The organism is Bradyrhizobium sp. (assembly GCF_050014615.1).
In the GTDB taxonomy this organism is placed as follows: domain Bacteria; phylum Pseudomonadota; class Alphaproteobacteria; order Rhizobiales; family Xanthobacteraceae; genus Bradyrhizobium.
Map to the genome: position 1 here is coordinate 1 of NZ_JBEKCZ010000077.1, position 21442 is coordinate 21442.

Sequence of the window (21442 nt, forward strand, 5' to 3'; positions counted from 1 at the left end):
GTGCCGGAATATGACGACCGCGCGCTTTACGAAAAACTGATCCTCGACGGTTTCCAGGCCGGGTTGTCGTGGATCACGATTTTGCGCAAGCGCGACAATTTCCGAAAGGCCTTCGACGATTTCCAGCCGGAAAAGATCGCGCGCTATAGTGCCAAAAAGGTTCACGCGCTGATGAACGATGCCGGCATCGTCCGCAACCGCGCCAAGATCGAGGGCGCCGTCAACAGCGCCAAGTCCTACCTCAAGATCATGGAAGACGGCCCCGGTTTTTCTAAATTCATGTGGGAATTCGTCGACGGCAAGCCGAAGGTCAACCATTTCAAGACCACCGCCAGCGTGCCGGCGTCGACGCCTCAATCGATCAAGCTGTCGAAGGAACTGGCGTCGCGCGGATTCAAGTTCGTCGGCCCGACCATCGTCTACGCCTTCATGCAGGCCACCGGCATGGTCAACGATCATCTGGTCAGCTGCTTTTGCCACCAGGACTGCGCCGGAAAACAGCGCGCGCCCCGTCTTAAAGTCAAATGACGGCGGCAAGATCTTCCGCGCCCGAAACCTCCTTGCGCGTCTGGCAGCGGATGCTGTCGGGGCGGCGGCTCGATCTGCTGGACCCCTCGCCGCTCGATATCGAAATCGCCGACATCGCCCATGGCCTGGCGCGCGTGGCGCGCTGGAACGGGCAGACCAACGGCGCGCACATTTTCTCGGTGGCGCAACACACATTGCTGGTCGAGGCCGTGATGCGCGAGCAGGTCCCACGCATTGACCTGCGCTTCCGGCTCGCCGCATTGCTGCACGATGCGCCGGAATATGTCATCGGCGACATGATCTCGCCGTTCAAGGCCGTGCTTGGCGGGAACTACAAGGCCGTCGAAAATCGGCTGCTGTCGGCGATCCACATCCGCTTCGGCCTGCCTGCGGTGTTGCCGGATGAGATAACCCGGCAGATCAAGGCAGCCGACCGCGGCGCGGCCTATCTGGAGGCGACGCGACTCGCCGGGTTTGCGCAGGCCGAGGCGAAACGGCTGTTCGGCCGCGATCCCGGCCTGTCCACCGCGACCCAGCAGGATTATCTGACGCCCTGGACCGCAGCCAAAGCCGAGAAGCGGTTCCTGACGCGGTTCAAGACGTTGCATCCGTGAAGTCGAAGGATGGGCAAAGCCAACGGGTCGCGCGAATGCGCGCCCGATGATAAACTCCGCGTGCCCACCGAGTTTTTGCCGCGGGAATAAATGGTGGGCACGGCGCAAACGCGCCTTTGCCCACCCTACATGCAGGCTTATAATCGAAGCGACAAAAGGACCATCATGATTCACGTCTGCTCACTCGCCGCGCTTCCCGGCACCGTCAAGGCTGTCGGCGCCAGTCACGTTCTCACCGTCATGGCCAATGTCGACCAGGTGCAGCGACCGGAATCGGTGCTGCCGGCCAACCATCTGAAGGTGCAGATGGACGATATCACCGAACAGATGGACGGCTTTGTCGCGCCTTCGGATTCGCATATCGAGCAGGTCCTGAACTTTGTCCGCGGCTGGGATCGCAACGCACCGCTCGTGGTCCATTGCTATGCCGGCATCAGCCGCTCGACCGCGAGCGCCTTCGCGGCCGCCTGCGCGCTCAATCCGCACCGCGACGAAGTCGCGATCGCGCGGCAAATACGCGCCGCCTCCCCGATCGCGTCGCCGAACCGGCTGATCGTCAGTCTGGCGGACAAGGCGCTGGGACGCGATGGGCGGATGCTGCGGGCGCTCGACGAGATGGGTCCGGGCAGCATGATGGTCGAAGGCCGGCCGTTCCGCATCGATCTCGAATGATATCCGTGAACGGTGCCGGACCCGGTGGTATTTGAACCGACCGGCACGATGGCGACACAGACCGGGGACGACCGGACGACGCCATTGCGTCCGACGGTGCTTGAGGATTTGACGGGGTAAGCCCAGACGTCGGGCCGATCGGCTGGAGGCTTGATGTTCGATTTCTTTGCGATGGCGATTGCCGTTGTTGCGCTGATTGTCGCGCGCAAGACCTTCAATCAGGCTGCGATCCTGCGAGCGCGGCTGGACGCGATGGAAGCCACGGGATTCCAGGCCAGGCCCGCCCCGCCACCGCTCACCGCCCGCGCCGAGTCCGAGCCAACCCCGACAACCTCCTCGCCGGCCATTGCGGCCGAACAGCCGGCAACCATCGCCAGCGCTGAACAAACCGTATCCGTCGAAGCGAATGAGCCCGCCGCGCCAGACGACGTCGGCGGTGGCACGGCGATGCCCCCGCCACTTCCGCCGGACCAGCCTCAGCCCGGCTTCGAGGAACGCATCGGCACCCGCTGGGTGGTCTGGGTCGGCGGCCTGACGCTGGCGCTCGGCGGCTTCTTCATGGTCCGCTATTCGATCGAGGCGGGGCTGCTTGGGCCCGGCGTGCGAACGATGCTCGGCGGCGCGTTCGCGCTGGCGCTGCTGGCGGCCGGCGAATGGATGCGGCGCAAGGACAGCATCTCCACCATCGATGCACTGCCGATCGCCAATATCCCGGCGATCCTCACTGCCGCAGGAACGGCGGTGGCCTTCGCGACCGTCTATGCCGCGTATGCGCTGTACGGCTTTCTCGCGCCCGCGACCGCTTTCATCCTGCTCGGACTGGTAGCATTGGGCACGCTCGCCGCGGCGCTGCTGCACGGACCGGCGCTGGCCGGCCTCGGCGTCGCCGCCGCATTCGCCACTCCGATTCTGGTTTCTTCCGATCGGCCCGACTTCTGGGCGCTGTACATCTATCTCGCCATCGTCACCGCGGCTGCGCTGAGCCTAGCGCGGATCAGGCTGTGGCGCTGGCTCGCGGTCACCGCCATCTTGTTCGCGCTGCTCTGGACCTTTCCCTGCCTGCCATGCGGGCCGTCGATGATCGGACCGCATGCGTTCCACGTCGTGACCGGCTTTGTGCTCGCCGCATTGCTGGTGGTATGCGGCTTCATGTTCGGGCCACCCGCCGACGAGGGGCGGATCGAGCCGATCTCATCCGGTTCGCTGGCGGCCTATCTCGCCGGCGCGACGGTCATCGTGCTCGCGAGTTTTCACGCCGATGCCGCCATGATCGTGTTCACCGCGCTGGTGGCAGCCACATTGCTGGTGGCATGGCGCGCGCAAGCCGCCACCGGCGCGGTCGGCGCCGCGGCCTTGTTCGTCTTTGCCGTGTTCGCCGAATGGGCGGTTCGCGGCAATCCGGACATGCTGGTGCTGCCGGGCGGACCGTTACCCGGCATCGGCCCCGCGGCCACCGACAGCTCGGTTTCGCTGCATCTGATCACCGCGGCGATCTTCGCGGCCGGGTTTGGCGCCGCCGGGTTCCTGGCCCAAGGCCGCTCTGTGAGCGCCGTCATACCGGTGGTGTGGTCGGCTGCGGCCGTGTTCACGCCGCTGGCGTTGCTGATTGCGCTGTATGCGCGCATCGCGCATCTGGACCGCTCGATCCCGTTTGCTATTTTGGCGGTTATGCTCGCGGCCGCCTATGGCGCGGCAACCGAAATCCTCACCAAACGCGACAATCGGCCCGGATTGCCAATCTCGATCGCGCTGTTCGCCACCGGGGCGCTTGGCGCGCTGGCACTGGCGCTGACCTTCGCGCTCGAAAAGGGCTGGCTTACGATCGCGCTGGCGCTGATGTCGATGGGATCTGCCTGGATTTCGCTGCAGCGGCCGATTCCATTCCTGCGTTCGCTGGCCGCCATTCTCGCCGGGATCGTGGTGCTGCGCATCGGCTACGAGCCGCGCATCGTCGGCGGTGCCGTCGGCACCACTCCGATCTTCAACTGGCTGTTGTGGGGTTACGGCGTTCCGGCGCTGTCGTTCTGGGCCGCCAGCATTTTCCTGCGCCGCCGCGGCGACGACGCGCCGCTGCGCACGGTGGAATCCGCGGCGATCCTGTTTACGGTGCTGCTGGTGTTCATGGAAATCCGCCATGCCGTGAACGGCGGCGATGTGTACATGGACACGGCAAGCCTCACCGAAACGGCACTGCAGGTTTGTACCGCGCTGGCGCTGGCGATCGGCCTCGAGCGGCTGCGGATCCGCACCGGCAGCGTCGTCCACAATGTCGCCGCGGTCCTGCTCACGGCTTTTGCCGCAGTGGCCGGCGTGGTCGGGTTGCTGTTCCTGAACAATCCGGCACTCTGGCGTATCGAGATCGGCGGCGTGTTCATCAATCCAATCCTGCTCGGTTATGCGCTGCCCGCGGTGCTGGCGCTGCTGCTGTCCTACGCGGTGGCGGGGCGCCGGCCCGCCGGCTACGCCAATTCGATCGCGGGCGCCGCGCTGGTGCTGGCGCTGAGTTATGTAACGCTTGAAATCCGCCGGCTCTACCACGGCCCGCAGCTGACCAGCGGCGGCACCGGCGGCGCCGAGCAATACACCTATTCGATTGCGTGGCTGGCGTTCGGCGTGGTGCTGCTTGGCATCGGCATTCTCTTCAACTCGCAACGCGCCCGGCTCGCCTCGGCCATCGTCATCGCATTGACGATCCTCAAGGCGTTCCTGATCGACATGTCGACGCTGACAGGGGCCTACCGCGCATTGTCGTTCATGTGCCTCGGCCTGGTGCTGGTGACGATCGGCTGGCTGTACCAGCGGATCCTGTTCCGCCGACGGTCAACGCCCTCATCCGACGGCAGCGCGGTTCAGGCCAATCTTTAAGGCAAATCGCGGACGGCCACGGCGCCGACGCCAGCAATCTCATCAAAATACCGGCGAGGTGCCGATCAGGCCGCGCGTACCGAACTCAGGAATTTGCCGACTTCAAGCTTGAGGCGGTTGCTCTCGATCGACAGCGACTGCGCCGCGGACAGCACCTGCGACGAGGCCGAACCGGTCTCGCTGGCGCCGCGCTGCACGTCGGCGATGTTGGATGACACCTGCATGGTGCCTTGCGCGGCCTGCTGGATGTTGCGGGATATCTCCTGCGTGGCCGCGCCTTGCTCTTCCACGGCCGCCGCGATGGTCGAGGAGATCTCCGACATCCGGCCGATGGTATCGCCGATTTCCTTGATCGCGCCCACCGAGTCCTGCGTCGCCGACTGGATACCGGTGATCTGCTGACCGATTTCGCCGGTGGCTTTCGCGGTCTGCTCGGCCAACGCCTTCACCTCGGATGCCACGACGGCGAAACCGCGGCCGGCCTCGCCGGCGCGTGCCGCCTCGATCGTGGCGTTCAGGGCAAGCAGATTGGTTTGACCGGCGATGGTGTTGATGAGTTCGACGACATCGCCGATGCGGGCGGCAGCCTTCGACAATTCGCCAACGCGATTGTTGGTTTTTTGTGCCTGCTCCACCGCGTCGCTGGCAACCCGGGACGATTCCTGGACCTGCCGGCTGATCTCGTTCACCGATGCCGTCAACTCCTCGCTCGCGGAAGCAACCGATTGTACGTTGGTGGAAGCTTCCTCCGACGCAGCCGCAACCACGATGGCGCGTTCCTGCGATCGTTCGGCGGTCGCCGTCAATGAGCTGGCGGAAGCTTCGAGCTCCGTCGCCGCCGAGGAGACCATCTCGACAATTTCACCGACCGCGCCTTCGAAGGCGTCGGCGAGCTTGTGCATATCCGCCTTGCGCAGCTCGGCGACCATCCGGTCCTGCTTGATCCTGGCTTCCGCCTCGTCACGCGCCTTTTGCTCGGCATTGACCTTGAAGGTCTCGACGGCCTGGGCGATCTCGCCGACCTCGTCGGCGCGTCCGAGTCCGGGCAGCACGATCGCGAAGTTGCCCCTGGCGAGTTCGATCATGGCGGCCGTCATGGCGGACAACGGCCTGGAAACCGATCTGCCGATGAAAAAACCCGCGCCCAGCACCGCGAATGCGATCAGCAGGATCGCGATCTCCATCTGGCGCTGGATACTGTCGCGCACCGCGACATTTGTGCGTTCGGCTGCGGATCTGATCTCATCGATCTCCTTCGATACCGCATCGATGACCGGTTCGACCGCCGAGAATGCTTCCGAAGTCGCCTTTAGCTCGCCGGCAAGCGTCAGAGCCGTCTCCATCCAGGCAAAGAAGTCGCGCTGGTAATCGGAAAGCTTTTGCTTGAGCTCGGCTTTTACCGTCGGCGAAACATCCGAATTCTCGGCCCCGGCCAAAAACTCCGAAGCCCGCTGTTTCATATCGTCGCCGTATTTGCCGTCACGCCGCAGCATGAAATCTTTCTCGTGACGGCGCATCATCAGCATGGTGACGAGAAGCGCCGGCTCATGCAATTGATCGACCCGCGCTTCAATGTCGTGCACGGACTGGCGCAGACGGCCCTCAAGACCTGAATTTTCGTCGAGGCCGAGGCGTCGCTTCTGTTCAAAGACGGCGACGAAGTGCGCCTGGTATTGCTTCAGCGAGGCGATCATGACATCGACCTTGCTCGCCAGATCGGGCTTTCCGACAGCCGCGACCTTCTGGCGCAGCCTGTCGATATCGGCGGCAACAGCCTTGGCGATCTCGATCTCGCTTTCGGCCTTTTTCGGATCGTTGCGGAGCAGAAAGTCCTTCTCGGCGCGGCGACCTTCCAGCAATTCGATCTCGATCTTGCTGTTCAATTCAAAGATCGTGCGCGCGTTTTCCGCCGCGTCCTGATATGCGGCAACCGCGGATTCGCCGTACATGTGGATGCCACCGACCAGGATAACGCCGGCCACGCCGACAACGCCTATGGCCGCGATCTTGTGGGTGAGTCGGAGGGAAAAACCGGCCATGAGCGCGTTTCCTGATCAAGCAGGGTCGATTCTGCAACAACAAAAGACGCATTCAAGCATCAATGTTTCACGCTCGCGTTAAGATTGCGCCCCGTAAGAATACGGTTGCACGAACGGGAGCCGGTTCCTGTTGTTGTCAGGCCGCGCGCACTGAATTGAGGAACTTGCCGACTTCGAGCTTGAGGCGGTTGCTGTCGCCCGACAGCGACTGCGCCGCCGACAGCACCTGCGAGGAGGCCGAGCCGGTCTCGCTGGCACCGCGCTGCACGTCGGTGATGTTGGAAGAGACCTGCTGGGTGCCATGGGCAGCCTGCTGCACGTTGCGCGAAATCTCCTGGGTCGCCGCGCCCTGCTCTTCCACCGCCGCCGCGATAGTCGAGGAAATCTCGGACAGCTTTTCGATGGTGCCGCTGATCTCCTGGATCGCCCCCACCGAGTCCTGGGTCGCGGCCTGAATACCCGCGATCTGCTGGCCGATCTCGCCGGTGGCCTTGGCGGTCTGCTCGGCCAGCGCCTTGACCTCGGAGGCCACGACCGCGAAACCACGACCGGCTTCCCCGGCGCGCGCCGCCTCGATGGTGGCATTGAGCGCCAGGAGATTGGTCTGTCCCGCGATGGTGTTGATCAGTTCGACGACATCGCCGATTCGGCTTGCCGCCTTCGACAACTCGCTGACGCGGTCGTTGGTCTTGCGCGCCTGGCCGACGGCCTCATTGGCCATCCGCGCCGATTCCTGCACCTGACGGCTGATCTCGTTAACCGACGAGGTCAGCTGCTCGGTCGCCGACGCTACCGACTGCACATTGGTGGAGGCTTCCTCGGAGGCGGCGGCAACCATGGTGGTGAGCTCCTGCGCGCGATCCGCGGTCGCGGTGAGCGTCGAGGCAGAGGCTTCGAGTTCGGTCGACGCCGACGACACGGTTTCGATGATCTCGCCGACCGCGCCTTCGAAATCGTCAGCGAGCTTGACCATATCAGCCTTGCGCTGCCGCGCGGCAATCTGATCCTGCTCGATCCTGGCTTCCGCTTCCTCGCGGGCCTTCTCCTCGGCCTTGACCTTGAAGGTCTCGACCGCCTGGGCCATGTCGCCGACTTCATCCTTGCGGTCGAGCCCGGGAAGAACCACGCCGAAATTACCACCGGCCAGCTCCTTCATGCCCGCGGTCAGACCCGACAGCGGACCAATGATGCCGCGTGCGATGAGAAATGCGATCAACAGGCCCATCAGCACGGCCGCGCCGGCGGCGATCTCCTGCATGGTTATCGTGCCCGCGATATGATCGTCGGTCTCTGCGGTCGTCTTTGTGAAATTGTGTACGATCGCGGTTTTTGTCTCGTCCATTTTTTCTATCGCGCCCGTGATCAGCGGGGTAATGCTCTTGTAATACAGCTCATCTCCGAGCACGAGGCTGGGTCCGGTCTTGTTAAATGCCTCGGCATATTTGCCGACATCCGCCTTGACCGCTTTCAGCAGCGCGGCAAGATCCGCCGGCAGGTCGGCGGCCTTCTCCAGTCCTGCAATCCGCTGCTGAGCATTTTCGACATTGGCATTGAAAGTCACCAAACCCTTCGGGGCACGCGTCGCCAACATTCGCCAGTTCGCGACCTCAACGAGAAGGACCTTGCTTTCAATGGCCATGGCGTCGTCGGCAAAGGAGCTTTGGTCGGCGGCATCCACCAATTTCTGAACATCCGCGGCCATCTTGTCGCCGTCGGTGAATAGCAGTTTGCGGCCAACCTGCATCTGTTTGACAGCGTCACCAAGGGCAGCACGCTTCGTCTTCAACTCGGCAATCTGGTTGCTCGCGGCCTTATAGACGGCGCGTCGTTCTTCAAAGTTGGTCGTCCGGGCGGCCTCCTCGAGAAGATCCGTTACCGTGGACAAGCGTTTCTCGGATTCCACGAAGGAATCTTCGTCCTGGTCGAACGTGTAACGCAGCAGGCTACGGCGAATGGCCTGCAACTCCGTCGCGATCTCGCCTGCGCGAATCGTGCTCCTGGATTGCAAGGCCAGCAGGCCGACCTGATCGTGAATCCCCCCAAGCTGCCACACACCGAAGCCGGCGAGCGCCGCGCAAAACAGCACAAGCGCACCGAAACCGACATAGAGGCGGCCGCTGATCCGAAGATTGAAAAATGACATCAGACCGTCCTTAAATTTAGAGGCGAAAAGCCGGGAACGGATTTCGCGTCAGCGGAGCGCAACGATTCGCCTCGCTTTCGAACAGGAGCGATCACCATTAACCATTTGCGTTAATTTTCGGTCACGGGAAAATACGGGGAAACCGGCAAAATGCGCTGAAACCGGCGCAGAGCCATCCAAATCAATGAATACGGGTTTTGACCGTTAAAGCTGCGATTTGGAGCCCGGTGAATCGAAGCCACCGCTTGCCGGCCGCCGAGCCGTCGCGCGCAACGCCGGGGTCTTTGAGGAAGCGATCCCGGCCACAGGGCCGGGCCCTCTCAAGCCGCCCGTACCGAACTCAGGAACTTGCCGACTTCAAGCTTGAGGCGGTTACTGTCGCCCGACAGCGACTGCGCCGCCGACAGCACCTGCGACGAGGCCGAGCCGGTCTCGCTGGCGCCGCGCTGCACGTCGGTGATGTTGGATGAGACCTCCATGGTGCCGTGAGCGACCTGCTGCACGTTACGGGAAATCTCCTGGGTCGCCGCGCCCTGCTCTTCCACCGCGGCCGCAATGGTCGAGGAAATCTCCGACAGTCTTTCGATGGTACCGCTGATTTCCTTGATGTCGTTGACCGATTCCTGCGTCGCCGCCTGGATACCACTGATCTGCTGGCCGATTTCGCCGGTGGCCTTGGCGGTCTGCTCCGCCAGCGCCTTGACCTCGGAGGCCACGACCGCAAAGCCGCGACCGGCTTCACCGGCGCGCGCCGCCTCGATGGTGGCGTTCAGAGCCAGCAGGTTGGTCTGCCCAGCGATGGTGTTGATCAGCTCGACGACATCGCCGATGCGGGCTGCCGCCTTTGACAATTCGCCGATGCGACCATTGGTCTTCCTGGCCTGACCGACGGCCTCATTGGCCATCCGCGCCGATTCCTGGACTTGCTGACTGATCTCGTTGACCGATGCCGTCAGTTCTTCGGTCGCCGACGCCACCGACTGCACATTGGTAGAGGCTTCCTCGGACGCCGCGGCGACCTTGGTGGTGAGTTCCTCCGCGCGCTCTGCGGTCGTGGTCAGTGTCGAGGCGGAGTTTTCGAGTTCGCTCGACGCCGACGACACGGTTTCGATAATCTCGCCGACGGCGTTCTCGAAATCGTCGGCAAGCCGGTGCATATCCGTTTTGCGTTGCTGCAGCTGCCGCTGCTCGACCTCCAATTGCTCGGCGCGCAGCCGGTTGGTCTCGATCATCGCCCCCTTGAACACTTGCACCGTACGTGCCATCTCGCCGATCTCGTCGCGCCGATCTGCATCGACGACGGGAGGGTCCAACTCGCCATTGCTGAGCGCCGCCATCCGGTCCCTGAGGCGGGACATCGGCTTCACCACGCTGCGCGCGACCGCCCAGGCGATACCAATCGAGAACAGCAAGAGAATGCTGATCACCATGGCGGCAGTCCGGACCATTCCCCAGAAGGTGGCGTCAATATCCGTCATGTACTCGGCGGACGCGATCATCAGGTGCCAGGGCGCAAAACCGCGGACGTAGGCGACCTTCTCCTGCGGAGTCTTGTCGGCCCCCCTTGGAAACGCATATCGGATCACGCCTTCGCCGCGTTTCGCCATGTCGAGCATCATCGATGCGAACGGGAGGCCGTTGGCATCCTTGAGGCCGCGCACATCCTTGCCAATCAATGCCGCATTTCCGGCGTTCATGACACAGAGCCCTGTCTCGGTGTCGTAAATGAAGAGATAGTTGGTGTGGCCTTCGAACCATATGGCGCCGGAGGCGGCCAATAAACGCGCCTTCGCGTCGGCCTCGGTCATCGCACCGGATTCGACCGCATGCTGGAAGCTGTCCGCCATGCTCCAGACGGCATCGACCATGGCATGCGCCCTCTCGCTGCGCTCGTTGGCGAGTTCGGTGCGGGCAATGAAGAGCACGGTGCAGGCGACGAATACCATGAAGAGCGTGCCGGCGACGGCCATCGCAGTGAACTTGGCGGCGATCGAGCGGAGTGCAACTATATTGAGCAGTTTTTTCATTATCATCATCCGCGGTGCATGCCGGACATCATGTCACAGCAAGGAACGATCCCTGTTCCTGCCTTCCGGCTGCGCGAACATAGCGGTCACTTGGTAAATTAACGGTTCAGCCCGCATCGCGCGCCGCAGGCGACAGCTATCGGCGACAGCCATCTGATATGCGCCGGCGCTGATCATGATCAGGAAGGATGATTGCCAACAAGCTGAGCGCCGCACACGGCGCGGCGGAAAAATGCCGACGCGATGAGGCTGTCGATGGCGCGGGTTAGCCCCGCGTTTCCGTCACCTGGCGTTGGATGGCTAACACCGGCGCGGGATCATTCGGTCGAGCGGCGCAATTCCGGAGCGCTGTCCGATTTCACCGGTTCGGATTTCGTCTCCGACCTGACCGGCTCGATCCTGGCGTTCTCGACATGGGGCGTTTCGACCCGCGCCGATACTTCGACCGATCCGGTCCGTTCCGGCGGCGCCAGCGAGCGCGGATGGATCACGGCCCGCGCCATCAGCATTTGCGCGGCGCCCTGATGATGGAAATCGCAATAGGCGAAACCCATGCCCGAGACCGATCCGCGGAAACTGACTTCGTCTTTCTTGTCGAGATTGAAGCACGGCTCGAACGGAATGCCCTTGATCGACGCGCACACGGCCTGGCCGCGGATCTGAAGCGTATTGCCGGGCAACCTCAAATGACGAACCGGGCCGGCGCCGCTGAATTGCACCGCACCTGCCGCCCCCATGTCGTCGAGCACCCGGCCGGCGCCGCGGGTCCCATCGAAGCAGGTAAAGGCGAACACCTTGCCGGAAACAAACTTGCGGGCCTCCTCGGCATTCATCTGCCCGGCCAACGCCGGCGCGATCACCGCACCGGCCGCAACCACCCCCACCACGAAACGCGCAAGCATGCTGTAACTCCGACTTTTACCGAGCACGGGCAACCTGATGTTCCTTTACCCGCTGCTTACCATACCAACCATGGCAACATTGGAGCAGCTTGGTTGGTAAAGTCTGAACAAGATTAGAGAATTTTTACCACGATTCGACCGCGAACCTGGCCGGCGAGGATTTTTGCACCGGCCTCGATAACCCCGTCAAGGCCAATTTCGTGAGTAATTTCAGTAAGTTTTCCAGAATCCAGGTCGTTCGCGAGCCGGCTCCAGGCGATCTTTCGCAGCTCAATCGGGCACATCACGGAATCGATGCCCAACAGACACACACCGCGTAAAATAAACGGCGCCACCGAGGACGGCAGGTCCATGCCGGCGGCAAGCCCGCAGGCGGCGACGGCGCCGCGGTACTTTGTCATCGAGAGAATATTGGCCAGCGTGGTCGAGCCGACGCTGTCGATGCCGCCGGCCCAGCGCTCCCGCGCCAGCGGCTTGGCCGGTCCTGACAGCTCATTGCGATCGATCACCTCGGCCGCCCCGAGACCCCTCAAATAGTCGGTCTCCGACATCCGGCCGGTCGATGCGATGACGTGATAGCCGAGCTTCGAAAGCACCGCTGTAGCAACCGACCCGACGCCCCCGGCGGCGCCGGTAACGACGATCGGACCATCCTTCGGCGCAATGCCCTGCTTTTCCAGCGCCAGCACCGCCAGCATCGCGGTGTAGCCGGCGGTACCGATCGCCATGGCGTCGCGGGTCGACATTCCCTCGGGCAACCGCACCAGCCAATCGCCCTTGACGCGGGCCTTCTCGGCATAGGCGCCGAGATGGGTCTCGCCCATGCCCCAGCCATTGCAGATCACCTTGTCGCCGGCTTTCCACTGCGGATGGGATGACTGCTCGACGGTGCCCGCAAAATCGATGCCCGCGATCATCGGGAAACGCCGCACCACCGGCGCCTTGCCGGTGACGGCAAGGCCGTCCTTATAGTTCAGCGTCGACCATTCGACCCGGACGGTGACGTCGCCTTCCATCAGTTCGGCTTCGTCGAACTGCGTCAGCGCGGCAATGGTGCCTTTTTCCGCCTTGTCGATCCTGATCGCCCTGAATGTTCCCACCGGCCACTCCTTCAAATTTTTCTTGCGAATTTTTCCGAGCTTTCGGATGTTTACCGGATCAGGCCGGCTGCGCAACCGGGCGCGTGACCGGCGCCTCGACGATCGGCAGGTTGATCAGCGCCGACAGCACGCCGAACAGCACCGACAGCCACCAGATCGGCGTATACGAGCCGAATTTCTCGAACACGATGCCACCGAGCAGCACGCCGAGGAAGCCGCCGACCTGATGGCTGAAAAACGCAAATCCATAAAGCGTCGCCAGCCAGCGCGTGCCGAACATGATCGCCACCAGGCTCGAGGTCGGCGGCACCGTCGACAGCCAGGTCAGGCCGGTGACGACCCCGAATCCGATCGCGGAGAAGGTGGTCATCGGAAGCGAGACCAGGGCCACGATCGCCGCCGCGCGAAGGAAATAGATCACGGACAGGATGTAACGCTTCGGCAGCCTGCTCTGGAGCCAGCCGACGCTGAGCGATCCGATGATATTGAACAGCCCGATGGTGGCGATCACCCAGCCGCCGATCTGAACCGGCATGCCGCGATCGACCAGATAGGCCGGCAAATGCACGGTGATGAAGGCGAGTTGAAATCCGCAGGTGAAGAAGCCGAGCACCAGCAGAATATAGGAGCGGTGACCGAACGCCTCGGCCAGCGCATGTTTGAAGGTCTGCTGCTGCGCCACGGCGACGGGGCCCGTGGACGTGGCCGGCGTTGCCAGCGCCAGCGACAGCGGCACCACCAGCAGCATCAAGCCGGCAAACACGCTCAGTGCCGGTTGCCAGCCGAAATTGTCCAGCATGGCCACCCCGAATGGGGCGAACACGAACTGCCCGAACGATCCGGCCGCGGTGCCCGCCCCCAGCGCGACGCCGCGCCATTCCAGCGGCAGCAACTTGCCGAACGCCGACAGCACCAGATTGAACGAACAGCCAGACAGGCCAAGGCCGATCAGAACCCCGGCACTGACGTCGAGCGACAACGGCGTGGCGGCATAGCGCATGATGATCAGGCCCGCGGCATACAGCAGCGCGCCGACGGATATCACCCGCAGGCTGCCAAATCGGTCGGCGATCGCGCCGGCGATCGGCTGGCCGATCCCCCACAGCAGATTCTGGATCGCCAGCGCCAGGCCGAACACGTCGCGGCCCCATGAGAATTCGCGGCTCATGGGCTGCATGAAGAATCCGAACGTTGAACGTGGGCCGAATGTCAGCATGCCGATCAGGCAGCCGCACACCACGATCACCAGCGGCGTACGCCAGGTCACGGCGGCGGGCAATGGACGCGGATCGCCTTCAGTCGCGGCCATGCAAATTCCTCAAGGGGTTGGTGCGGATCACGCAGACGCTTCGACGCGGCGCCAGACGCCGGTATTCCCGGCGCATCGGCGCCGGGCGAAGTTAATGCATTAGCATGGAAATCCCAACCGCCAAATGGCGGCCGATCGCGCCGTTGCAATGCAGCGTTGCGATTCATGGAGGGCCCTCGGATCGGGCCTGTTTTGGCGAGTGTCGCCGCGCTAGCGCCGCACGGTGGTATCGGACATTTCGGCCGAGCTCTTGGCGGCTTCCGCGAGCTTGGCCGAGATTTCCGCGGTCTGCGCGGTGGTGCCCCAGCTCGGCGCCTCGCTGCCATCGCCCCACGCCCGCGGCCGATAGAAGGTGTGCACACCGAATTTGTACATCTTCTTCATCTCGCTCACCCAGGACGGACGCACCCAATAGGCATGGTAGTGCGTCGACTTGTCGACTTCCGGCAGCCAAAGCTGGCCATCCAGCATCGCCTTGGCGATTTTCTGGGCGCGGTCCCACATGTCGGGTTCGCGCACGACATCGGCGATGTTGTCACAGGCGAAGGTAAACTGGCACGCCAGATGACGATGCTTGTTCTGGTAGACCACACCGCACACCGTGTTCGGGTAGAACCCGGAGAAGGTGCGGTTCATCACCACCTGTGCCACGGCGATCTGGCCGCGCACGGCTTCGCCGCGGGCCTCGAAATACACGGCTTCGGCGAGGCACTTCTCCGATTTGACGCGTGACTTCTCGTCGAACAGGCCAAGGCGCTCGGCCGGTGTCTTGGCGCGCTGATTATCCGAATTGACTTCGCCCTTGGCGGCGACGCTCTCGCCGCTCTCCACCGCCTTGAGCGGTTCATCCGCTATCGTGGGCAAGGACGCCAGCACCTTCAGGTCGGGATCGGCGGCCGCGCCCGGCATCACGATCATCGGCTCCTCGCCGGGCTGCCAGCGCTCGATATTCTCGACCGAAGCGCCGAGCGAAGTGCTTCCGAAAAACAGGCTCGCGGTCTTCATCGAGAAGCCGTCATGCGAGGCACCGGTTTCCAGCGGGGCGGCCACGGCGTCGGGCGCAATTTTCAGGTCGTCGAGCGGCCGGGATTCGAGCGACAACGAAACATCATATTGCGGAAGCGGCGGCGCGCTCAGCGCCTCCGCAAGCTCGGGATCGAGTGGCGCGGGTACGGCAACCGGCGTCACGGCGGCGGTTTTGGCGCCCCGCACCGATGCGTTGGAGGTCGAGGGATCCTCGTTGGCGGGCGCGGCCTCCGTGGGTGCCGCGGTCGGCGGCGGGACAGCGACCAGACGGTCGCCCTTCAGCGTGCGATCGACCTTGGGGAAGTCGGACGCCTGATAGCGCGCCGGCGTCTGTGCAATCGGATTGCGCGTCACCGTGCCGGTGATGTCGATGCCCTGATTATCGAGGCTCGCCAGCCGATAGGTCGCGCTTGGCGGGGTGGACGTCCCGATCGGGCGGCCGAAGCTGTAGGTGGCGAGCTGGATGGTGCTGGCGGCGGAGAAAACCCGGCTTTGCCAGCGTTCAGCGACACCCGGCTGCCGGGCCAGCAGTGATGCGATGTCCTGATATCCGACTTCTGTCGGGGTCAATGCGAAAACGCAAAGACCAAGGCCGAAGAACGCGAAACGCGCGCCCTTCGGCCGGTTACGCACTACTAACATTGATACGCTCACGCAACGCAACACTACACACGCACGACCGAACCCAGTACATCCGTGCAATTCGATCTTTTTTGGTGGTATCTAATTTAGGTTGCGAGGGAGTTAATCCGCGTGGCCCGCGCGCTACACGCAAGAATTTGCTGCATCCGCGCCGGACACATCGAAACTGTTGGTAAACAGCCGCTGGAATAAAGTGGTAAATATCGCGTCAACGAAAATGATGAAGAAAATTTTCGTGGTGGATGACCGGGTTCCGTAGTTGCACGGTGTGGAACACCTTGGAGAACAACGGAGCAACCTGTCCGTCATTCCGGGGCGATGCGAAGTATCGAACCCGGAAGCTCGAGATTCCGGGTCTGGTGCTAACGCACCATCCCGGAATGACCGTGTACAGATTGCTTCGTCGCTTGCGCTCCCTTGCGCAAACGCTTCGCGTTTGTCGCAGGCAATGACGGCAGTTCCTAGGCCTGGCTGGTGACGGCCTTGCCGAGCGCGGCCTGCGCCGCGGCGAGCCGGGCGATCGGCACGCGGTAGGGCGAGCACGAGACGTAATCGAGGCCAATCTCGTGGCAGAACGCGACCGAAGCGGGGTCGCCGCCGTGTTCGCCGCAAATGCCGACCTTGAGATCGGGGCGGGTCTTGCGCCCGCGCGCCACACCGATCTTCACCAACTCGCCGACGCCGTCGCGATCGACCGAGACGAATGGATCGATCTCCAGGATTCCCTTGGCGATATAGGTGCCCAGGAAGCCCGCGGCGTCATCGCGGCTGATGCCGTAAGTGGTCTGGGTCAGGTCGTTGGTGCCGAACGAAAAGAACTCCGCCGTCTTGGCGATATCGCCGGCCATCAGGCAGGCGCGCGGCAGTTCGATCATGGTGCCGACCTGATAGCTCAATTTGGTTCCGGTTTCCTTCATGACCGACTGCGCAGTCGCATCGATCCGCGCCTTGACCAGATCGAACTCGGCCTTGGTCGCGATCAAAGGCACCATCACCTCGAGCCCGACGGCCTTGCCGGTGCGTTTTCCGGCTTCGACCGCGGCCTCGAAAATGGCGCGCGACTGCATTTCGGCGATTTCAGGATAGGCAATGGCGAGCCGGCAGCCACGGAAGCCGAGCATCGGATTGAACTCCGCGAGGTCGCGGGCCCGATCGGCCAGCCGCCGCGGATCGGTATTCATGGCGCGGGCAACTTCCTCGATCTCGGCCTGGGTATGCGGCAGGAATTCATGCAGCGGCGGATCGAGCAGCCGGATCGTTACCGGCAGCCCCTTCATGATCTCGAACAGTTCGACGAAATCCGCCCGCTGCATCGGCAGCAGTTTCGACAGCGCGGCGCGGCGGGACTGCTCGTCCTCGGCGAGAATCATCTCGCGCACGGTGCGGATTCGCGTCTCCTCGAAGAACATGTGCTCGGTGCGGCAAAGCCCGATGCCCTCACCGCCGAATTTGATGGCGGTGCGCGCATCCTCCGGCGTGTCGGCGTTGACGCGAACGCCGAGTTTGCGGACGGAATCGGCCCAGCCCATCAGCGTGCCGAATTCGCCCGACAATTTCGGCTCGATCATCGGCATCCGTCCGGCCAATACCTGGCCCACCGATCCATCGATGGTGATGACGTCGCCGGTCTTGAAGGTGCGCGAACCGATGCTCATGGTGCCGCGGCCGTAATCGACGCGAATGCTGCCGCAGCCGGAAACACAGGGCTTGCCCATGCCGCGCGCGACCACGGCGGCGTGCGAGGTCATGCCGCCACGGGTGGTGAGGATGCCTTCGGCCGCGTGCATGCCGTGAATGTCTTCGGGGCTGGTCTCGATCCGCACCAGAATGACCTTGCGGCCATCGGCCTGCAGTTTCGCGGCTTCATCGGACGAGAACACGATCTCGCCGGCGGCGGCCCCGGGAGAGGCCGGCAGGCCGGTCGCGATGACGTCGCGCTTGGCGGCAGGATCGATGGTCGGATGCAGCAACTGGTCGAGCGAGGCGGGATCGATCCGCGACACCGCGTCCTTCTTGGAGATCAGGCCTTCATTGGCGAGTTCGACCGCGATCCGCAGCGCGGCTTTCGCGGTGCGCTTGCCGCCGCGGGTCTGCAGCATCCACAGTTTGCCCTGCTCGACCGTGAATTCCATGTCCTGCATGTCGCGGTAGTGCTTTTCCAGCAGCGTGTAGATCCGCGTCAGTTCCTTGAACGCCTCGGGCATCGCGGTTTCCATCGATGCCTTGTCGGAACCGGATTCCTTGCGCGCATATTCGGTGATGTCCTGCGGCGTGCGAATGCCGGCCACCACGTCTTCGCCCTGCGCGTTGATCAGGAATTCGCCGTACAGCTTGCTCTCGCCGGTCGAAGGATTGCGCGTGAACGCGACACCGGTGGCCGAGGTCTCGCCCATATTGCCGAACACCATCGCCTGCACGTTGACGGCGGTGCCCCAGGATTCCGGAATGTCATGCAGGCGGCGGTAGGTCACCGCGCGCGCATTCATCCAGGACGAAAACACCGCGCCGATCGCGCCCCACAATTGCGCATGCGGGTCCTGCGGGAAATCCGCGCCGGTTTCGCGCGCCACCGCATCCTTGTAGCGGCCGACCAGATCGACCCAGTCGTCGCCGGTCAGATCGGTGTCGAGCGTATAGCCCTGGCTGTCCTTGAAGGTATCGAGAATGTCCTCGAAATGATGATGCTCGAAGCCGAGCACGACATCGGAATACATGGTGATGAAACGGCGATAGCTGTCATAGGCGAAACGGCGATCGCCGGACATTTCGGCCAGCGCCTCGACCGTCGCGTCATTGAGACCGAGATTGAGCACGGTATCCATCATGCCCGGCATCGAGGCGCGTCCGCCTGATCGTACCGACACCAGCAGCGGATTTTTGGAATCGCCGAACGCCTTGCCAGCGAGCTTGCCGACATGGTCGAGCGCCTTTTCGACCTGCGCTTTCAATGCCGCGGGATAGGATTTGTCGTGCGCGTAAAAATAAGTGCAGACCGAGGTCGGAATGGTGAAGCCCGGAGGCACCGGCAGGCCCAGATTGGCCATCTCGGCCAGATTGGCGCCCTTGCCGCCCAGCAAATCGCGCAGCCCTGCTTTACCCTCGGCCTTGCCGTCACCGAACGTGAATACCCACTTGCCGGATTTCACCACGTCCAAAGCGGGCTTGGTCGCCGCCTTGCTGGCGGGCTTTGGCGCCGGCTTGGCCGGGCTCTTGTTCGCCGGGCTCTTGTTCAATGCCTTGCGGGCAGAGGCCGATGGTGCGGCTTTCGCCCGAACCGGCATGGATGGCTTTGATTTCGCTGCGATTTTCTTAGACTTGGCGACGGCTTTGGCCATGACTTGCAAACAATCCGCGAGAGGAGAGGGAATGCGCGCCTTACACCACTTTGGGCGGCTGCGCGCAAGCTGCGAAACCCGGTTTGGGCCTACATATGAAGCCACTTCAGGAGCCCGAGACCGATCAGGCCGTTGAGAATGAGGAAGATCGCTACCACGAGATTGAGCAGCCTCGGCATGATCAGGATCAACAGGCCTGCGATAACGGACATGATCGGCGAAATGTGGGCGACGGTGAGGGTCATTTAAAACGTCTCCGCTGAGCGATTTGGGGTGCGATATTCAGGACATCTCGAATCGAGCAGAAAATCTCGAATCGCGAAGCGACATTTTATCCTCTGGCGCGGTTCCACGATAGGAGACGCCTGTCGCTTCAACGGGTTCCGGGGCACCCAAAAAAATACGGAAATTTGCAGCGCTGCGATGCGCCATTTTTCGGGAACGATGCCGTTCGCGATGAATTGGGTCGGTTTGCGTGCGGGCGCAGGCCGGCATGCATCATCGCGAAGGAGTTGAATATGCGGAACCAGATATTGGCGATCACGGCGATCGCAGCGGCCTTGGGCGCACCGATCGCGGCGCAGGCACAGAATGAAACCGTCGGCATCGTGCGCGGCGGCAGCGTCGTCGTCAACGACGATTTCGGCGGCATCGCCGTCGATCAGCGCCCGGCGTTCCGAGAATACATCGTGCGCGAACACGTGCCGGAATACACCATCCCGGATCGCGTGGTTGTCGGCGGCGTGCTGCCGGAAGCCGGCGTCACCTATTACGACGTGCCGCAGACCTTCGGCGTCACGCCCTATCGCTACACCGTGGTGAACGGCCGGACCGTGCTGGTCGAACCGCGCTCACGCCGGATCGTTCAGGTGGTCGAGTAACGCCGCCTGAATGTTGTCCGGGGTCCGCAGCGGCGACCGGACATCAAGGCCCCGTCCGGGTTCCCCTGCCCGGGCGGGGCTTTTGGTTTTGTGTTGCGTCCCGGACGCTATTCAGAATTCGGTCATTGCGAGGAGCGTAGCGACGAAGCAATCCATTCTTTCTTTGCTCGGCGAGATGGATTGCTTGGCTACGCTCGCAATGACGGGTGTTGATCCACTCAGGCTCCCTTCCGCACCACGATACGATGAATCTTCTTCCCCGAAGACGCGCTGATGACTTCTTCGTCGAGCAACGGCGTGGTCGACGCCAACTCCGCCCGCACCAGCGACGTATCGAACGCGGCATAGAGCCGGTGGTGCTTGTCGCGCTGATCGGCGTCTTCGGTGACGCGCCAGCTCAGATAGAAAATACCGCCCGGCTTGACGATATCGAGCATGCGGCGGACCGACGGCGCGATCCTGATATGGTCGAGATGCATGATCACGGTTTCGCACAGCACATTGTCGTAAGTGTTGGCCGCGATGCCGCGCAGCGCGGGCAATTCCGCCCACGCGAAATTCAGATCGGGATAGCGCGAACGCGCTTCCGTGAGCAGACCGTCGGACGCGTCGAAGCCAACGGCCGGATACCCATTCGCATTGAGCCACGCGACCTCGCGGCCACTGCCGCAGCCGATATCGGCGGAACTGCCGCCCTTGATGAAGAAGCGCGTGACGATCTCATGCAGATCGACCGGGGCCGGCTGCTCGTGCCAATCCCTGGCAAACGCCGCCGCGTCATGGTTGTAAGCGGCGAGCGTGAGGCGATCCATCGCAGCTCAATCCTGTATCTTGGAAAAATCCGCCACCGCGCGGGTGGCGGCGCGGATTTCGTTGAGCAGCTTCAGGCGATTTTCCCGCACGTTTACGTCGTCATCATTGACCTTGACCTTGTCAAAGAACGCATCGACCGCCGGGCGAAGCTTGGCCATCGCGCTCATGGCGGCGGCGAAGTCTTCCTTTGCCACCGCGGCGCCGGCTTCCGCCTTCACCTGATCGATCGCTTTCGCGAGGGTCTTTTCCTCGTCGAGAGAGTAGAGCGCGGCATCGGGCGCACCGTCATAGCTGCGCTTGTCCTTTTTCTCTTCGATCGAAAGGATGTTGCTGGCGCGCTTGGTGCCCGCGAGCAGGTTCTTGCCGTCATCGGTATCGAGAAACTTGCCGAGCGCCTCGACGCGACGGACCACCATCAGGAGATCGTCCTGACCTTCGAGCGCGAATACGGCATCGACGAGATCGTGCCGCGCGCCCTGTTCGCGGAGCTGGACTTTTAGGCGATCGGCGAAGAAGGAAAGGAGACTATCTGCAACGACATGCGCC

General features: G+C 62.9%; 16 protein-coding genes. 5 read left to right on the forward strand and 11 right to left on the reverse strand.

Going from position 1 to position 21442, the window contains the following annotated elements:
- From ABR948_RS14190 to ABR948_RS14205, 4 genes are all read left to right on the forward strand, one after another.
- The coding region (locus ABR948_RS14190) for a DNA-3-methyladenine glycosylase I (RefSeq protein ID WP_428118773.1) at positions 1-528 on the forward strand (528 nt) is incomplete at its 5' end.
- Positions 525-1142 carry a YfbR-like 5'-deoxynucleotidase gene (locus ABR948_RS14195; protein ID WP_428118776.1) on the forward strand — a complete coding sequence of 206 codons (618 nt, stop codon included), beginning with the start codon at positions 525-527 and terminating at the stop codon, positions 1140-1142. The genes ABR948_RS14190 and ABR948_RS14195, both read left to right, overlap by 4 nt.
- 165 nt (positions 1143-1307) lie before the next feature.
- Positions 1308-1814, forward strand: a complete 507-nt coding sequence (locus ABR948_RS14200; protein ID WP_428118779.1) for a tyrosine phosphatase family protein — start codon at positions 1308-1310, stop codon at positions 1812-1814.
- A gap of 153 nt (positions 1815-1967) precedes the next feature.
- A complete protein-coding gene (locus tag ABR948_RS14205) occupies positions 1968-4679 on the forward strand; it encodes a DUF2339 domain-containing protein (protein ID WP_428118782.1) in 2712 nt (903 codons plus the stop codon).
- Positions 4680-4744: 65 nt separating this feature from the next.
- Here ABR948_RS14205 and ABR948_RS14210 read toward each other — a convergent pair whose 3' ends face one another.
- From ABR948_RS14210 to ABR948_RS14250, 9 genes are all read right to left on the reverse strand, one after another.
- The gene (locus ABR948_RS14210; protein WP_428118785.1) at positions 4745-6718 is read right to left on the reverse strand and encodes a methyl-accepting chemotaxis protein; all 1974 of its coding nucleotides are present in this window, start codon (positions 6716-6718) and stop codon (positions 4745-4747) included.
- Between the two features lie 136 nt (positions 6719-6854).
- Entirely contained in the window at positions 6855-8861 is a 2007-nt protein-coding gene (locus ABR948_RS14215; protein ID WP_428118788.1) for a HAMP domain-containing methyl-accepting chemotaxis protein, read from the reverse strand.
- Between the two features lie 320 nt (positions 8862-9181).
- Complete coding sequence (locus tag ABR948_RS14220) at positions 9182-10888, reverse strand: methyl-accepting chemotaxis protein (RefSeq protein WP_428118791.1); 1707 nt, start codon at positions 10886-10888, stop codon at positions 9182-9184.
- Between the two features lie 317 nt (positions 10889-11205).
- Positions 11206-11790 carry a hypothetical protein gene (locus tag ABR948_RS14225; RefSeq protein WP_428118794.1) on the reverse strand — a complete coding sequence of 195 codons (585 nt, stop codon included), beginning with the start codon at positions 11788-11790 and terminating at the stop codon, positions 11206-11208.
- A 113-nt stretch (positions 11791-11903) separates the two neighbouring features.
- Positions 11904-12890: an acrylyl-CoA reductase (NADPH) gene (acuI, locus tag ABR948_RS14230; protein WP_428118797.1), complete on the reverse strand. Its 987-nt coding sequence runs from the start codon at positions 12888-12890 to the stop codon at positions 11904-11906.
- A gap of 58 nt (positions 12891-12948) precedes the next feature.
- A complete protein-coding gene (locus ABR948_RS14235) occupies positions 12949-14199 on the reverse strand; it encodes an MFS transporter (RefSeq protein ID WP_428118799.1) in 1251 nt (416 codons plus the stop codon).
- Positions 14200-14409: 210 nt separating this feature from the next.
- Positions 14410-15867: a cell wall hydrolase gene (locus tag ABR948_RS14240; RefSeq protein ID WP_428118802.1), complete on the reverse strand. Its 1458-nt coding sequence runs from the start codon at positions 15865-15867 to the stop codon at positions 14410-14412.
- Between the two features lie 461 nt (positions 15868-16328).
- Entirely contained in the window at positions 16329-19202 is a 2874-nt protein-coding gene (ppdK, locus tag ABR948_RS14245) for a pyruvate, phosphate dikinase (RefSeq protein WP_428118805.1), read from the reverse strand.
- Between the two features lie 89 nt (positions 19203-19291).
- Positions 19292-19447, reverse strand: a complete 156-nt coding sequence (locus tag ABR948_RS14250; protein WP_291566645.1) for a DUF3096 domain-containing protein — start codon at positions 19445-19447, stop codon at positions 19292-19294.
- A 273-nt stretch (positions 19448-19720) separates the two neighbouring features.
- Between ABR948_RS14250 and ABR948_RS14255 the strand changes: the two genes are divergently transcribed.
- Positions 19721-20083: a DUF1236 domain-containing protein gene (locus tag ABR948_RS14255; RefSeq protein WP_428118809.1), complete on the forward strand. Its 363-nt coding sequence runs from the start codon at positions 19721-19723 to the stop codon at positions 20081-20083.
- Between the two features lie 218 nt (positions 20084-20301).
- On the opposite strand, the gene ABR948_RS14260 is transcribed toward ABR948_RS14255, so the two are convergent.
- A complete protein-coding gene (locus tag ABR948_RS14260; protein ID WP_428118812.1) occupies positions 20302-20895 on the reverse strand; it encodes a class I SAM-dependent methyltransferase in 594 nt (197 codons plus the stop codon).
- Positions 20896-20901: 6 nt separating this feature from the next.
- Positions 20902-21442: DALR anticodon-binding domain-containing protein (locus tag ABR948_RS14265; protein ID WP_428118815.1), on the reverse strand; the 541-nt coding region annotated here is incomplete at its 5' end.